The sequence below is a fragment of the Flammeovirga sp. SJP92 genome, from assembly GCF_001583495.1.
Classification (GTDB): domain Bacteria; phylum Bacteroidota; class Bacteroidia; order Cytophagales; family Flammeovirgaceae; genus Flammeovirga.
The window spans coordinates 23,153-39,696 of the sequence record NZ_LQAQ01000119.1 but is presented as its reverse complement, the minus strand read 5'-3'; the positions used below and the strand labels follow the sequence as shown (position 1 = coordinate 39,696).

Genomic DNA, 16,544 nt, shown 5'->3' with positions numbered 1-16,544 from the left:
ACATGCAAAATATAGCTGCTTCTTAATTGTAATTATGGTCTTAAGTTTACTTCTCTCACTGTTACATAGTCCATGTATAATACTAAATCCTGAGTATTAGCCGAGTTAAATGGTCTATAAGTAAAAGTGAAATCTGTAGACGTTTTTGCAGTGTAGTAATCCATTCTAGCATAGATCCACTCACCTTCTGGAGTTTCTGTAGTGATATTGAATCTGCCTGCTCCCCAATCTGTATCTGGTGCTGTGTATACTAAAATAGAAGGTACCTCTCCTGCTGCGTCATCAATTGTAGATGCACCACTTTCAACTTTAATCCAAACTCCAAATTCATAAGATTTACCTGCTTCTAACGGGAATGTCTTATTATTTGAGAACGCAGAACCTTTACCCGGAGGTAAAACTAATTTACCTGATTTAGAACCGTGATATGATTCAGTGTCTGAAATAGTGAAATCATAATGGTCGAAAGGTGCTCCCCAGCCTCCATTTGGCCAATCTAAACCTGTTGAAGTTTCCATACTATAGTGATAATCACTATCCTCTAGAATATTTTTGTTTGGTCTATGTACAAGCAGCTCATCTATAAACTCATCTGCAGCTACAAAATCAGTAGATTGTAAAATACCACCTTGGTAAGTAACTGTCACTACATCATCATCATAAATATTCTCGCCATCTAAAGCAATCAATACAATATTTCCTGCTGTTGGATCAACAGTAGCAGTTAAAACTGCAGGATTTATATCAAGACCTTTTCCTTCGTTTGTTAAGTGTACTGAGAAAGTTGAAGGATCAACAGACGCTGGCTCAATTTCTCTAGAGTAATCCAATGCAATGAAGCCATCTTTCACATAAACATCGGTTAATAATAACGGATCACTTGAAGGAATTACATTGATTGTATTGATGAAATTTAAAGTATCTATTCCTGCAGGTCTTGGTCTATCTCCTAATACAGTGGTAGAGAAAGTACCTAATTGCTTGTACTGTACAATTGTTTCTGCAGCAGTGCCATCTTCAATTTCAGATTCAATATAGGTAACAGAACTTGGGTCACCGCCTCCAAAATTATAAACAATTCTTGCTGGCTCACCAATAGCTGTCAACGTATATTTGACCATTCTACCTGCCTGAACTTCATTTGTTTTTGTTAAATCAAGCTCTTCACCTGTAGTACCATCAGGGAAATAGAAATGTGCTTTTACTTGTAAGCTTAATGAGTCAACTACATTGATAAGAATTGCAGTATCTAATTGAGATTCTCTTTGCGTATTTCCATCGTATGCAGCACCTCCAAAGCTTTGTGATAAGTTCACTTCTTTTAATCCTGCTTCGTTGAATTGAATATGAATTAAATCATTTGTTGAACTTGTCTCTGATGAACCTTCAATATGTGAACCTTCTGGCAAAGTCCATGTTCTACTTACAATACCCTTTGAAGCATCTGTAAATGTCATAGAACCACCTACTTGCACTCTATTTCCGAATTGATATTCAGAAGTATAAATCACTTGATGATTAGGTTCTACACCTGGAGCTTCCCATTCTTTTGTACAACCGAAAACGGAAAGTAGTGTAAGTAAACCTATTATATAATTAATTTTTTTCATTTCTTCTTTGTTTGGATAGACTATAATAAATCTGGATTCGTTTGAACTTCGTTAGCTGGCAATGGATAGTACTTATGTACACTCTCATTGTATTTATCAGCTTGGAAAACAAAGTTTTGAATAATGTGCCCTCCGATATATAATGGTGGCTGACCAAGAATAGATTCTGCATTGTCTAATCTCCATTGCTCATCTACCGCTCTTCTGTCTAATGCTTCACCAATGATACCCCATCTTCTTAAATCTTTCCATCTATGACCTTCAAAAGCAAGTTCTAATGGTCTTTCCACATATCTGATATGCTCTCTTACTGACTCTTGTGATGGTACTACTAATGGTTGTGGAGCACCTGTCACTTCCTTACTGATATTTAGTTTAGGGAAAGATCCAGCATTGTTGTCCATATAATACTGTAATGTGTAAACACCTGCTCTTTCTCTTACCATATCAATGTAAGTAATTGCATCTGAGAAGTTTCCAAGTTCATTCAATGCTTCTGCGTACATTAATAACACGTCAGCATATCTGATTAATCTAAAGTTGATTGGAGAAGTTTGACCGTTGTTTTCCAAGTTCGAGATTCCTGTATTCCATCTTGTAAACTTCTTCACATAACCTGAGTGACCACCACCCATTGGGTAAGTATCGCCGTTGTCTTCTTCCCAAACTCTATTAAAGTAAGTACCGTAGAAACGTGGTACTAAGATTGAGTTTGTTAATCGTTGAGAGTGCGTTTCTCCTGCAGCATTAATTGGATGTGAAGGGTTTACTTCATCATTCAAGAACATCTCGTGTAAATATTGAGAAGGAGTTACTACGTTAAAGCCACCTGCTGTTAAGATATGTGTAAACGAGTGCTCTAAACTTGATGCTTCTGATGGAGTTACATTACCACCTGCAATATTGTCTACCCAATCTCTATTGTTTGTTGGAGGCAATACTGACGTTGAATAGTTTACTTCAAAAATAGATTCTGAATTATGCTCACCTTCTTCGTCAAAGTTGTTACCAAAAACTGGTCTTAATGAATAGATATTGCTATCTACAACTTTCTTAAATTCTGCGGCCGCTTCAGCCCATTTTCCATCGTATAAGTAAGCTTTACCTAATAATGACACTGCTGCTCCCCAAGTTACTCTACCTGCTTCCATGTTGCTCCATGAAGTTGGTAAGTGCTCTGCTGCAAATTGTAAATCTGGAACTACAACTTGTGAAATCACATCAGCTCTTGTGTTGAACTTCTTGTTCAAACTATCAGAGTTAGCATAATACTTTGTATTGATTACAGCACCATTGTAGCTGTTTGCCAATTCGAAGTAATAAAATGCTCTCAATGTTCTTGCTTGAGCTGCCACTTCAAACTTTTCTTCTGCAGCCATATCAACATCATCACCTTCAATGAAAGTAATAATTTGGTTGGCTCTGTTAATACCGATATACAATTCAGCCCATCTATTTTGAACCAATGGATCACTACTTGTATAATTGAATAATTTATAAGTAGTATATGAAGGATACCAAGTATCACATTTGGCCAAATCCGTCAGCGCCATTTCATTTGAGATTCTATACCCAGAAATAGTATTGAACTGCAACGCTGCGTAAGCTGTATTTAAAGCGTAATCAAAATGCTCAGTGTTTTTCCAGAACGTTTCTGGAGTCAAGGCATTGATGTTCGTCTGTGACAAAAACTCGTCCTCGTTACATCCTATGAGTAAGATAGAAGATAATAACGTAATCAGACTATATTTTAAAAATTTCATTGAATCTTAATTTAATTTCCTAACTAAAAGTTAAACTTCACACCACCCAAGAATCTTCTTGTAATTGGGTAACTACCTGTATCTACACCTCTCATGTAAAGACCGTCTCCACCAACTTCTGGGTCATATCCTTTATAACCTGTAATTGTAAATGGATTCTGAGCAGTTATGTAGAACCTTAAACGACTAATTTTGTTATTAAATAAGTGGCTTGGTACTGTGTAACCCAAAGTGATGTTACGGATACGTAAGTAAGTACCATCCTCTAGGAAGAAATCAGAGTAAGATTTTGTATTCGGGTGCTCCGAATTTGATCTTGCTGCTGGAATATCTGAATTAGGGTTAGCTGGCGTCCAAGCATACTGCATATCTTTGTGTCTACCCATACCATATGCGTAAAGGTTAGCACCGTTGTAGATTTTTGCACCATGTGAGTAATACATCTGAACGAATAAATCAAATCCTTTATAAGATGCATTAAGCCCCATACCCATGTTGAATTTTGCTTGACCTGAACCTGCATATATTCTATCGTTATCATCAATAACGCCATCTCCGTTTACATCACGGTACATCATATCACCCATCTCTGCTTCTACACCTGGTAAGCTTTCGTTGTAAGCTTTCAGCTGCTCTTCTGTTTTGATCACTCCCATGCTTTCTAACAAGAAGAATGAACCTGCTGGATAACCTTCTTTTAAGAATGTTGTATGATCTTGGAATCCTGCTCTAGTTTGTACTGGAATACCTCCTCTAAATGCAAAACCATCAACACCATTCAAGTCTGTTACTTCGTTTACGTTTCTTGCGAAAGTATAATTTACGCTCCATTGGAAACCATTTTCATGAAGGTGCTTATAAGTAATTGCTACCTCATGACCTCTGTTGACCATGTTACCTGCATTAACAAGGATTGATGTATATGGCGTTGCATTGCCACCTGCTGGCTCCGTTACAGAAGTACCAAATGATGGTGGAATTGTCTGATCCAATAACATATCTTCCTTACTGTTCACATAGAAATCATATGAGAATGATAAACGGTCATTCAAGAAATTCAAATCAACACCAATGTTTCTTGAAATTGTAGTTTCCCATTTTAAATCTGGATTCACATATCTTCTGAAGATAGCACCTGTCGCTAATCTTTCGTTTTGTCCTAAACCGAAAGTATAATCTACACCACTTTCAATTCTTGGCATGAATGAGTAAGGCTCAATATTTTGGTTACCCACTTGACCGAAACTACCACGAAGCTTGAATCCATTTACGATTTCATTAATTGATGAGCTTTTGAAAAACTCTTCCTCACTGATATTCCAACCTGCCGAAGCACCGTAGAATGTACCGTATCTGTTATCTTTTGAGAAGTTAGATGACCCATCATTTCTTACAGATAACGAAACTAAATAACGGTTATCGTAATTATATTGAGCTCTAAACATTTTACCTACCAATGTATTGGTTGATACATATTGCTGTGGTAAGAAAGCCACTGAACCTGCACTCAATACTTTTGTTTGGTTATCTAATAAACCTTCTGTCAATACACTTCTTGTTTCATTGTTATACTCTTCAAATGAGTATACTGCTGTTAAACCTAGTGTGTGACGACCGAATGTTTTGTTGTATGAAAGAATGTTCTCAAAAGTTGTTGAATTCGATAAGTAGTTATTGATCGTCATTCTTGATTCCATTTGAGAAGCACCTGCTGCTAATGTACCGTCTTCTCTGTAGATCAATAATTGAGGTTGGAAAAATACGTTTTCAGAAGAGTAAGTATTTCTACCAAAACTCGCTTTATATTTTAATCCATCAATAATTTCATACTCTAATGCTAATGCCAAGTTCGTTGACATTACGTCTGTGTTGTTCTCATTTGAAAGCTGAGTAGCTAAGTAACCGAAGTTCTCTACCTGCTCTGTTTCTACTACTAAACCATTACCGCCAACTTGCGTGTTTTGATCTAAAGCTGGAACCCAAGGTTTTTGAGCAATTGCTAATTCGTATAATCCCCAAGGCTCTTGCTCTCTTTTCTCATCTGTGATACCCACTGATGCGAAAGCTTTGAATTTCCCTTGAGTATACTCACCGTTCATACGTGTAGTGAAACGCTCAAAACCAGAATTGATCAATACACCGTCTTGGTTGAAGTAGTTGGTTGAAACATTAAATTTCAAATGCTCAGATCCTCCTGAAACACCTAAGTTGTACGATTGGATCGATGCGTTGTTGTTTTGTACATCTCCTACATAATCTGAATTGTTGTATCCAGCGTTAGGGTTGAATAAGTACAAATTCTGCATACCACCTTCTGCTGTGATTCTGTTGTGATCTACATACAACTGCTCTTGGTGATTATTAAGAGGAGTGTTTGATGTGATGTTTTGAATACCTGCGTAAGCTGAGAAATCAACTGACAACTTCCCTTGCTCACCTCTTTTTGTTGTAATCAAAATTACACCACCTGCTGCTCTTGTACCATAAACTGATGCTGCTGCACCATCTTTTAGTACATCAATACTTTTAATTTGTTCTGGTGCGATGTTTGGATTTCCTTGAAAAGGGATACCATCTACAATGTAAAGTGGAGAACCTGCCGACTTAGCTGAAACTACACCACGGATTTGAATGTTCGCTTCAGCACCAGGACGTCCTGAACTTGCTTGAACATCTACACCTGCGATTTGACCTTGTAATGACTCACCAAGATCTGATGTTGGTACTTTCAAGATGTCTTCTGATTTTACAGATCCTACAGAACCTGTAATCTCTTTCTTGGTTTGAGTACCGTAACCAATTACAACTACTTCATCTAGTGCCTCTACATCTACCATCAATTTCACTTCAATGTTAGTCTGGTTGCCCACCAAAATCACTTGATCCTGGTATCCAATGTAGCTTACTACAATAGATTCTCCTGGAGCTACGCCTAATGAAAAATTACCGTCAAAATTTGTAGTAGTACCTTTGCTAGTTTTTTGAATAACGATATTCACCCCTGGGATAGGCTCACCTGTTTCAGTGTCTATCACTCGCCCTTTCAAAACATTCTCTTGAACTTCTTGTGCCATACTCTCCATGCTGAATGTAGACAGTATAAAGCAAGTCAGAATGAATTTTAAAATAAGATAAGCTTTACTCATACTTGTAAAAAGTTAATTAAGATTAAAGAGCTAGTCTGCTTTTCATTTCATTTCAAATACAATTAGCGACTGGCTAAATAAAAATTATAAGTGTCTGCGAAACCTTTAACAAATATGAGTGTTTATAAATTTATTTGCTCTATATTTGACTAGATCAAAACTGTACAAACCGAATTTATGGTACTCAGAACTCAACAATTTTCTAAACACAAAATACATAATTAACTAATTATCAACAAATTAAATATTACAAAAACATTACTTTTTATGAATTATGACTAGACAAATATTACTTATTTTATTTACTTTTTTAATTGGTAAAATTTCAATTTTTGGTGGGGTTTTTCAAAATAACAATTCCTCCCCCTTAATTGATAGGGACAAAAAAGAGGGTGTTCAGGAAAAATTGAGTGTAAATTTTACACAAAAAATTTACGAGGAAGCAGAAATGTTAAAATTCCTCCAACCGGATAGCGCCATCTCACTTTATCAGTACGCCATCTCTGAATCAATAAAATCTAAAGACAGTGTTTTTTGGGTAAAATCTTTAACAAGTTTATCTTATTTATATGCACATAATGGAAACTTCGGACATGCTTATGACGGCTATTGGAATGCGCTGTCTCTGGCCAATCAATTAGAGGATGACCTTTTAAGAGTACACATCTATAATGGGCTTGGATGGCTCTATAGTTTTTATGAAAGAAATAAACTTTCAAATGAATATTTCGATCAAGCAATTTCTATTTGCAAAAACAATGAAAGTATAGATCAATATATTCTTGTCGATAACTATTACGCTAAAGCAACAATCGCTAGAAAGAGTGGAGACATAGAACAAGCAAGAGCTTACCTTGACACTTGTATTCTTCAAAAGAACAGTATTATTGAAGCTACAGAGGAAAGAAATGACAATAGTTTTATTGAAGCGGAATATGGCTACTTGCTTTATGAAGATGAAGAATATGATAAAGCTTTGGATCGGTTACTTCCTTTAGATGAATTTTTCACGAGATACCAGCATAGTTATCTTGTCATCTTTCATTATTTTATCGGTAATATTTATCAGAAAAAGAATCAACTTCAAAAAAGTGAGCAGTTCTACCACAGTGCACTTGAAGCAGGTATGCGACATAAAAGTCACTCTGACCTTTTACCTATTATTAATAATGAGCTTTCGAAGGTGAAATTAAAGATGGGCAAAACAAAAGAAGCTTATCAATACCTTTTAAAGTCTAAGGAGCTAAATGAGAGACAATATGGTAGTAGAAGCAACAACAACAAAAAATTCCTGGAGATCAAGGATCAGTACAGAAAAGAACAAGAATATCAAAAGGAGCTTCAACAGAAAAGGGAATTGGAGCGTCTTACGCAGGAAAGTAAAATCAACTACCTTAGAAATATTATATTTTACATTACAATCTCTGCTCTAGTCTTAGTGGTATTCTTTGTATACAGAAACCTTAGAAATAAATATAAAGCTGACAAGAAGTTCTTTATTGAGAAACAAAAAATGGAAGAGGAGAAAATTAAAGAGGTCCTTGAAATTAAAAACAAAGAACTGACCGCCTCTGTCCTTCAAATTATTCAACATGAAGAAACTTTAGCGGAAATCAAAAAGGAATTGACTGAATTGAAAAAAGAGCCTGACGCTAATCAAATCAATAAACTTTCGAAGAAGATCAACTTAAATACCAATAACAACTGGAAAGAGTTTGAGGCTCGATTTGTGGAAGTCAACGGTAACTTCTATAAAGAACTCCACAAACAGTTCCCTAAGTTGACACAAGGCGATCAGAAGATTTGTGCTTTAATCAAATTAAACTTCGACAGTAAAGGTATGGCGAAGCTTCTGGGTATCTCTACGGAATCAGTACACACCACTAGATACAGATTACGTAAAAAACTGGGGCTGTCCAGACAAGATAACCTAGAGGAGTTTATCTCCAATATTGGATAAAAATAGTAAGTGGTATGGGTCTTGAGCTTTAACACCCATACCAACTTATTAAAAGCTTACTTCTTTCGTAAAAGATATAAGAAAGCTTCCTGTCCGGTCAAATTCATATGAAACATGGTTTTGCTGTAACAAGCTGATTCAAGTATATACAGCCTATAAAAGGTTGGATTTATAAAGACCTAATATATTGTCATAAGTAATATACTCGATAAAAAAACTACATGAAATGATATAATAGATCCATCAAGTAAAACTAGAAGGGAAAAAATACACGCTTTTTAAGGGCAAAAAAACTCACCTCATCATCTGTCAATTGGACAGCCGATGAGGTTTTTCATTTCCTATAACTAGACAACACCTCAACAACCCATAAAAACAGCTTGTTTTCAATAGATTCCTCCTCAACACATTATTATATTGTTATTTCCGGCCAATTCAATTATTTAGTTTTGAAGCGAACAATTTTATCCAAAATAGAATTTAAATGAAATGAAAACTTCACGACTCTTATCAATCTTATTCTTGATTATCCCCTATTTTTCCTTTGGGCAAACCTCGGAGGTAAAAGTGGCGTTTGACACAAAATATTCGGTAGAGGGGTATTCAGATTTTGACAGAAAAAAATACATTGTTTTACATTCCACTCAAATGGAAAATGACTTTAAAGGTCTAGAAGAGTTAAAGGATTATGTAATCAATGATCTTGATGTGTACTTAGGAAGAAACAACGGTATTATGGGTGGAGTAATGCAACGTTCTACTGAAAATACAAAGAAGAAAGGATATGTCGACCCTAAATACATGAAAAAAGCAGGGAAGAAATATCGTTTGACTGTTTATGGAAAAAATGGAAAGAACACACATCAATACGAACCTCATGTAGATGAAATGGTAGGTGGGCAAGTACATTATTTCTGGACGGGGCACTCTTCTAACCTAAAAGAACCTGAAAAGGGTTGGACAATCCAAGGTGGTGATGCCATCGGTGACTTTATGGGACAATTCATCAATGAATTTTATAGAAATGAAGGTGAACCAATTACAAAAGGTCCTTTAAGACCGAAATATGTGGAGGTGATCAATGAGCCTCTTTATGAACTGATTGACGGCGTGAAAGAGGAAAGTGATAGAAAACCAGTGAAAGAGATTTTCCAATTTCACAATGACGCCTCTGTGGCTTTCAAGAAACATAATCAAGAAGTAATGATTGGCGGGTATACTGCCGCTTTCCCATTTTTTGATGATCGAAATTTTGAGCAGTGGAATGAGCGCATGCAACTTTTTTACGATATGTCTGGGGAATACATGGACTTTATCTCTATTCATCTTTATGACTTTAATAAACATCACTTAAGTGATAATGATCCAAGCACTTTTGATGGGCCAATTAATTATACTGGTGGTAGAATTGAAGCTACTTTGGATTTGATGGAGTCTTACAGCATGGCGAAATACGGTAAAATCATTCCTCTGTTAATCTCTGAGTATGGCGGTCGTGACCACTCTACGGAATGGAAACCTTGGTTTGCAGAAAGAGATTGGGATTTTATGAAATCTATGAGTCCAATGATGATGCAGTTTATGCAACGTCCAAACCATATTTTAAAAGCGATTCCTTTTATGATTCCAAAAGCGGAATGGGGCCGTAAAAAGAATCCTTACCCGTGGCGTTTATTGAGACAAGAGTTTGAGTTGGAAGGTGAAAGTGAAAAATGGGTTTTCACAGAACAGATCAAATTTTATGAATTATGGTCTGAAGTGAAAGGGCAAAGAGTACAGACTTCTTCGGTCAATCAAAACTTATTGACTGATGCATATATTGATGGAAACACAGCTTATATTATTGTAAGTAATCTAAAAAGAGACGTCCAAAATATTCATTTGAATACTTTAGGCTTCAATAAAAATAATATCAAATCTACTAGTGTCAAACAACTCTATCTCAAAGAGCATCAACCTACTTTGAGTAATGAAAACATCGATTTCAATCACGGAATTACATTGGAGAGCGAAGCAACAGCTATTGTTAAGGTAGAATTGAAGGAAGGGGCTAACCCAAATAAAGAGATTGCTGAATCGAAATATTATTCTGATAACATTTTAGAGGAAATCACAGCTAATAAGAGCTTTGAATATGATTTTAAAGGAGTAGATGTCAACAAGACTGTTACTGCTCAACTTAGAATTGGTATTGGCAGACCGCATCATACAGTAGCTTTCCCTACAGTTAGTATTAATGGAAAAGAAGTAAAATATCATCAAGAAATACAAGGACAATCACAACATCTAAGGGCACAATATTTCACGCTTATTAATGTTGAAATTCCTCAAGATCTACTGGCCGAAAATAACAAGGTAAAGGTTACTTATCCTGATAATGGAGGACATGTAAGTAGTGTTACATTAAAAATTACAAAAGAAAAACAAGTAGTAAAGTAAATTCAAACATTCAATTTAATAGTGTTTAAAAAAGATGTTTATAACATCTAGGCCTTCGGAAATGGTTCATTCTGAAGGCTTTTTTTACACCCTTATCTTCTTATAATTATTATTCAAATGCTATTGTCGCGAAAAGTGAAAGGCCTAAAACCCCTGAGATCAATCCCCAATACTGCATTTTAATCCAGAAAAAAGAATGACTCATTTCTCTAAAAACCACCTTCTTACCTGTTGTTTCATCCAAAATCTCATGCTCTTCTGAAGCATTCCATCGTTTTCCCATAAACCAAGAAAACAGGGCTGTGGTGATGAAACTAAAAACAATTTTGTAGTCTGCTTCTAGAGATTGAGGGAGTACCAATGAAAAAATTATTATACTTCCAATAAATACGAATAAAGAGAGAATTCCTCTACCTGACCAAATTAACATAGTGTATATTGTTTGTGCTTTGATTGACGATAATTTCTATTCTAAAATTGATTGTTAGCTTGTTTATAATCTGTTACAGAATTTATTCCAATTTCATTTTTAATTACAGTTATTAACGTTTCAAGGATCAAAATTTTATATTAATCAAAAATTACGGAATATTCATTTGCTTTTTTATTTGAATCTATCATAAAAGCATGGTGAAATTTCTACTTTTAAATTTATCCCCTGATTTTCAATTGAAAGTTTGCCATATGTGCTTTAAATGATGAGGTATTGTGAGTTGAGTTTTCGTTTACGTACAATAAGCATTAATATAAGTATATAAGGTTCTCTAACTTCATTTTTATGTTAAGCCAAAACGAAACAAAAAAATCAAGGCCTTGAAGGCAAAAGCTAAATTCCCTTCAAGGCCATTAAAGTCACTACTTTACTTCTATAGATTTGACAGTCTATAAGGTTCAAATAAAAATAGTTTACGAATACAGTTTTACATATTCTTCTGTGCCAATTCTTTCAAATATTCAATTCTTCTAGGCACTAGACCTTCAAACTTAGACCACTTTGCATTTTCTATCGTTTCCAAATCAATCTCCATACCTTTGGCATCCATTAATAATACAACTGTATTTAAGACAAAATTGGTCTCGATAGGATCTTTACAATGATCCAAAATATCTAGTATTAAAGGTTTTGGGTCAACTGTTTCTGTAAGTCCTAGAAATTCAGCAGCACGTGTTCGTACTAGCAGGTCGGGATCAGAAGAGGCTAATTCCTTAGCAGTCTCATAAAAAAGAGATGCTTCTTTTCCATACGCACTGCAATTGATCAAAGCCCAATAACGTTCCATAGCATCATCAGAATGCAATGCTTTTTCTATTCCTTTCTTCGCTTTTTTGAAAGGTAAAAGTTGTAAGTCTGCAAGGTTGATTAATTTATTGATTTGACTTTTATTTTCTTTGCCAAAAGCTACTCCATCTCCTTTACTTAGTTTTAAAAATGTAGGTTCTGGATAAAATGATAAATCAGGCATTCCTTTTACACGGTCTTGCATTATTTTTCGCATTTCTAATAACACCTTCTTGTAAGCTGGGTCATTAGCCAAGTTATTGATTTCATGAGGGTCATTTTCTAAATTATACAATTGCTCTGGCAAACGTGATCGATAAAAAGCCTCCTGTACTTCTTCCAACTCTCCTTTTCTCACTAAATCTCTCCACTCTCTAAAAGCCGGTTGTTTGTAACGGTAGAAATTATGTAAACCATCAAAATTAAACGGCTGATAGCTTCTCCAATAACTGTATTTCCCTTTTCGGAGGAAACGTACCAAATCATATTTCTCATCAAAACGGTCCGCATAACCAAATGCCTCATCTCTTTTATCCAATTCTTTTAAAGTCACACCTTCACCTAAAAATGGTTTTCCATCTATTTGCTCTGGTACTGGAATTCCTGCAAGGTGCAATACGGTGGCAGACAAATCAACAAATTCTACAAAGCCATCCACTCTAGAGCCTTTAGAAGCAGGTGCTAGGTGCTTCCAATTTTCAGGCACATAAACTACCATGGCCACTTGCAAACCGTCATTGTGAGCATAACCTTTTCCACCCGGAAGCACTCCGCCATGGTCTCCATAATGGAAAATGAAAGTATCATCCAACAAACCATCTTCTTCCAATTGTTTTACAATCTTACCAATTCTCTTGTCAACATGGTGATTTAATGAAATATACTGTGCATACTTCTGTCTAAAAATGGGTGTATCAGGATGGTAAGGAAATAAATCAACATTATCAGGCTCTCCTATATCTTCAACATGTGATTTAAGAGGACCAAACATTTGGCTTTCATGTGTGTCGGCAAAATTTTGAACATGAAAGAACGGTTGATTGGGCTTTCTATTTCTAAAAGTGGCTTTCTTAGAGCTTTCGTCCCAAACACCTTCTACTTCTTCCTTTGTGAAGTTATAATCCTGTTTATTGTTATTGGTAGTATAATACCCCGCTTCTCTAAGGTATTTTGGGAACATTTTTAATCCTTGAGGCATGTGTACTTTCTCTTGAGGACGGTGAAAATGCACACCTGTTTTTGGAGCATAAACACCTGAAATAATTGTACTTCTTGCCGTTGAGCAAACTGGAGCATTCGAGTAAGCATGATTAAAAACCAATCCACCTTCTGCTAATTTCTCAATATTCGGCATTGGTGCTCCATGTTCTGGATTGTACAGCCTGTACCAATTGGCTGAATTATCCTCAGATGTGAGCCAAACGATATTCGGGCGTTTTTGTTGAGCAAATAATGTAGTTTGCCAACAGATAGCTAAAATTAAAAAAAGACCTTTGTAATGATATTTCATTTCGTTTTGAAGTTTAGTAGTCAATTTGATGAATAAAAATAACAAACCTTCATAATTGAATGGGTGAATTTTCTATAAAAGAAAGGTGATAAAATTATGCTTCTTTTAATTTCTCTATAAGTAGAAGTGAAAGTCCCCTCCACAAGACATACCCCATAATAGAAATCTATATCAATATAAAAACAATCAATTTTACAAATACCTAATCCCGCCGTATGTTTGTATCGTAATCAATCGGAAAGCGGTTGAATAAACTGAAACAAACATCAATCAAAAAAATATAAAACTATGTCACAAATCGGAAAACAAGTAGTAGATTTTAAAGTACAAGCCTTCGAAAACAACGACTTCAAAACAGTTACTAAAGAAGATATTTTAGACAAATGGTCGATTTTCTTCTTCTACCCTGCCGACTTCACTTTTGTGTGTCCAACGGAACTAGAAGACCTTGCTAATCTTTATGAAGATTTCAAAGCAACAGGTACTGAAATTTACTCTGTTTCAACAGACACTCACTTCGTGCACAAAGCATGGCATGATACTTCTGAAACCATCAAAAAAATCAATTACCCAATGCTTGCAGACCCAACAGGTGTACTTTCAAGAGGTTTTGAAGTAATGATTGAGGAAGATGGAATGGCCGAAAGAGGTACTTTCATTGTGAATCCTGAAGGCGAAATCGTTTCTTATGAAGTAGTAGCAGGTAACGTTGGTAGAAATGCTGAGGAGTTATTGAGAAAATTGAAAGCGTTACAATTTGTGGCTGAGAATCCTTCTGAAGTTTGCCCAGCAAAATGGAAAGAAGGTAATGATACATTGAAACCAAGCATCGATCTTGTTGGATTGATCTAAGATATAAAATTACACCCCAGTATTAGACATTAGTAATAGTTAAATTATACAATAGTTTGCTTTTAAATTAGCCTAAAATCCTATCTCCATGAGGTAGGATTTTTTGTGTTACAATATATGAAGGCACTGTTTTGTAAACTAAACTATCGTCAATTTCTTATTGACATTTCTATACGTTTCCTATGGTTTTCTTTCAACTTCCCTTATTCTTCTTTTTAAAGTCAAGACTTGGTAGTCAAAAGTTAAATTAGATTTCAAAAATCACCTGATTTCTAAACATCATTGATATTCAAATACTATCATAAAACAAAAAGTCCCACCTCAAAGAGGCAGGATTTTACTTAATTTAAAAAAGTCTATTCACTTGATTCTATGCTATTTTTCTAATGCTTATTATTTTTCAAAGCCCTTCTCTCTTTCTTTTTGATATTCGCTTCTCTTTGGATTTTTTGAGTAGCCTTGATCAAGAATTCTTCATCATTCTTTTGCTTATAAAGTTCCAACATAGGATCTTTTGTAGCTTGCATACTTCTAACCATTTCTTCCTCCATTTCTTTTTGCTGTTTAGCGTATTCAGGATTTCCAGCTAGGTTATTCAATGCATGAGGATCTTTACTAAGGTCATAAAATTCTAAAACCGTTCTAAAAAGACAGAAATTCACTCTTTCTTCACGTTCTTTATCACCCTCAGCGGCTGCCTGCATGGCTTTAAATGATGTGCCATTAATAGAAGATGTTTTATATTGTCTTCCTCCAACAGCCCAAGGGTTGAAAATATAAAGGTAGTCTTTTGATTGCACCGCTCTCATAGTGTAAGCTCTGCTACCAATATTTTCATTGTAATGCGTATATACATACTCTCGATCGTCTTGCTTTTTCCCTTTTAATAATGGGAAGAAACTTCTACCATCCAATTTCTTTGGAGCTTTAATTTTTGCAGCTTCCAATAAAGTAGGCATTAGGTCTACCATGGAAATAAGGTGTGTTTCATCTACTTTTCCACCTTTGAACCCTTTAGGCCATTTTACAATAAATGGTGTTCTTGTTGATTGAACATAAACATTTGATTTTGCAAATGGGAAAGCCATTCCATTATCAGAAAGGAAAACAACGATAGTGTTATCAGCAACGCCTTCTTCTTCCAATACTTCCATAAATGCACCCACTACATCATCACATCTTCTTACTGATGAGTAATAAGCGGCCAACTCTTTTCTCACTTCAGGAAGATCTTCTAAAAATCCTGGTACTTCAATTTCATCTGTAGTATAAATTCTTGAAGGACGCTTTTTTCCACCATTCTCATAGTTTGGTGTATCCTCAAAAAATGGTCTATGAGGGTCATGTGAGTTAGCCATCATAAAGAATGGAGCATCACCTGCTTTTGCTTGCTGTACAAACTTCTGGAAATGATCTCTGTATAGTTGTGTACCACGTCCGCTACCTAAGTCTTTTGCATCTTGCTCGTAGTCCCAAATGTACTTGTCTTTTGGAGTAGAGTGGCTTACTTTTCCTAAAATACCCACTTCATATCCCTTCGCATTTTTCAGTTCTTCCGCTAAAGTTGGAACAGAGGCTTTTGTATTATAAAAACCTAAAATCCCACTGTTGTTAGGGTATCTACCTGTACCAATTACACCTCTTGAAGGCTGACAAACGGCTACTGTTACGTGTGCATTGGTAAAACGAACGCCTTCATCAGCTAGTTTATCCAAGTTAGGTGTGATGTCTTCTACCTTACTCCCATTGACTCCTAACGAATAATAATCCATATCATCCGCTGTGATTAATAAGATATTCGGCGTTTGTCCTTGTGCTACTCTAGCACCAATGCAAATTACTAATGCAATTGCAATTCTGTAAAATGTTTTCATGGTTTTAGTTTATTTTTGATGCTGAAGTACCAACCCAAAATTATTTAATAGTAATTCCAATTATTGTTTTGCGATTACTGCCTTAAAAAAACTATCAATAGAACCACTATT

The 16,544-nt window shown here is 35.4% G+C and carries 9 protein-coding genes; 3 read left to right on the top strand and 6 right to left on the bottom strand.

All coding sequences use genetic code 11. From position 1 onward, the window contains the following. Positions 1-32 precede the first annotated feature (32 nt). Genes AVL50_RS31485 through AVL50_RS31475 form a run of 3 tightly spaced genes read right to left on the bottom strand, consistent with a single transcriptional unit; the run spans position 33 to position 6,447 of the window. The gene (locus AVL50_RS31485) at positions 33-1,610 is read right to left on the bottom strand and encodes a hypothetical protein (protein WP_062621853.1); all 1,578 of its coding nucleotides are present in this window, start codon (positions 1,608-1,610) and stop codon (positions 33-35) included. 20 nt (positions 1,611-1,630) lie between these two features. Then, positions 1,631-3,373, bottom strand: a complete 1,743-nt coding sequence (locus AVL50_RS31480; protein ID WP_062621851.1) for a RagB/SusD family nutrient uptake outer membrane protein — start codon at positions 3,371-3,373, stop codon at positions 1,631-1,633. 23 nt (positions 3,374-3,396) lie between these two features. Next, positions 3,397-6,447 carry a TonB-dependent receptor gene (locus tag AVL50_RS31475; protein WP_172826960.1) on the bottom strand — a complete coding sequence of 1,017 codons (3,051 nt, stop codon included), beginning with the start codon at positions 6,445-6,447 and terminating at the stop codon, positions 3,397-3,399. Positions 6,448-6,967: 520 nt separating this feature from the next. Here AVL50_RS31475 and AVL50_RS31470 point away from each other — a divergent pair. Together AVL50_RS31470 and AVL50_RS31465 are read left to right on the top strand one after the other, a co-directional pair. Beyond that, positions 6,968-8,479 carry a hypothetical protein gene (locus AVL50_RS31470; protein ID WP_172826959.1) on the top strand — a complete coding sequence of 504 codons (1,512 nt, stop codon included), beginning with the start codon at positions 6,968-6,970 and terminating at the stop codon, positions 8,477-8,479. Positions 8,480-8,968: 489 nt separating this feature from the next. After that, a complete protein-coding gene (locus AVL50_RS31465) occupies positions 8,969-10,918 on the top strand; it encodes a hypothetical protein (RefSeq protein WP_062621845.1) in 1,950 nt (649 codons plus the stop codon). Positions 10,919-11,027: 109 nt separating this feature from the next. Here AVL50_RS31465 and AVL50_RS31460 read toward each other — a convergent pair whose 3' ends face one another. Then, on the bottom strand, positions 11,028-11,348 hold the full coding sequence (locus AVL50_RS31460; protein ID WP_062621843.1) for a hypothetical protein: 321 nt from the start codon (positions 11,346-11,348) through the stop codon (positions 11,028-11,030). Positions 11,349-11,838: 490 nt separating this feature from the next. After that, positions 11,839-13,707, bottom strand: coding sequence for a sulfatase (locus AVL50_RS31455; protein WP_062621951.1), 1,869 nt, complete (start codon positions 13,705-13,707; stop codon positions 11,839-11,841). A gap of 288 nt (positions 13,708-13,995) precedes the next feature. Here AVL50_RS31455 and ahpC point away from each other — a divergent pair, with 288 nt between their 5' ends. Beyond that, complete coding sequence (gene ahpC, locus AVL50_RS31450) at positions 13,996-14,559, top strand: alkyl hydroperoxide reductase subunit C (RefSeq protein ID WP_062621842.1); 564 nt, start codon at positions 13,996-13,998, stop codon at positions 14,557-14,559. 383 nt (positions 14,560-14,942) lie between these two features. Here ahpC and AVL50_RS31445 read toward each other — a convergent pair whose 3' ends face one another. Then, positions 14,943-16,433 carry a sulfatase gene (locus AVL50_RS31445; RefSeq protein ID WP_062621840.1) on the bottom strand — a complete coding sequence of 497 codons (1,491 nt, stop codon included), beginning with the start codon at positions 16,431-16,433 and terminating at the stop codon, positions 14,943-14,945. Positions 16,434-16,544: the final 111 nt, after the last annotated feature.

Excerpts from the sequence above, each read along its gene's own strand:
- AVL50_RS31460 (WP_062621843.1), bottom strand. The coding sequence starts at position 11,348 with ATGTTAATTTGGTCAGGTAGAGGAATTCTCTCTTTATTCGTATTTATT.
- AVL50_RS31445 (WP_062621840.1), bottom strand. The coding sequence starts at position 16,433 with ATGAAAACATTTTACAGAATTGCAATTGCATTAGTAATTTGCATTGGT.
- AVL50_RS31475 (WP_172826960.1), bottom strand. The coding sequence starts at position 6,447 with ATGGCACAAGAAGTTCAAGAGAATGTTTTGAAAGGGCGAGTGATAGAC.
- AVL50_RS31480 (WP_062621851.1), bottom strand. The coding sequence starts at position 3,373 with ATGAAATTTTTAAAATATAGTCTGATTACGTTATTATCTTCTATCTTA.
- AVL50_RS31465 (WP_062621845.1), top strand. The coding sequence starts at position 8,969 with ATGAAAACTTCACGACTCTTATCAATCTTATTCTTGATTATCCCCTAT.
- ahpC (WP_062621842.1), top strand. The coding sequence starts at position 13,996 with ATGTCACAAATCGGAAAACAAGTAGTAGATTTTAAAGTACAAGCCTTC.
- AVL50_RS31485 (WP_062621853.1), bottom strand. The coding sequence starts at position 1,610 with ATGAAAAAAATTAATTATATAATAGGTTTACTTACACTACTTTCCGTT.
- AVL50_RS31470 (WP_172826959.1), top strand. The coding sequence starts at position 6,968 with ATGTTAAAATTCCTCCAACCGGATAGCGCCATCTCACTTTATCAGTAC.
- AVL50_RS31455 (WP_062621951.1), bottom strand. The coding sequence starts at position 13,707 with ATGAAATATCATTACAAAGGTCTTTTTTTAATTTTAGCTATCTGTTGG.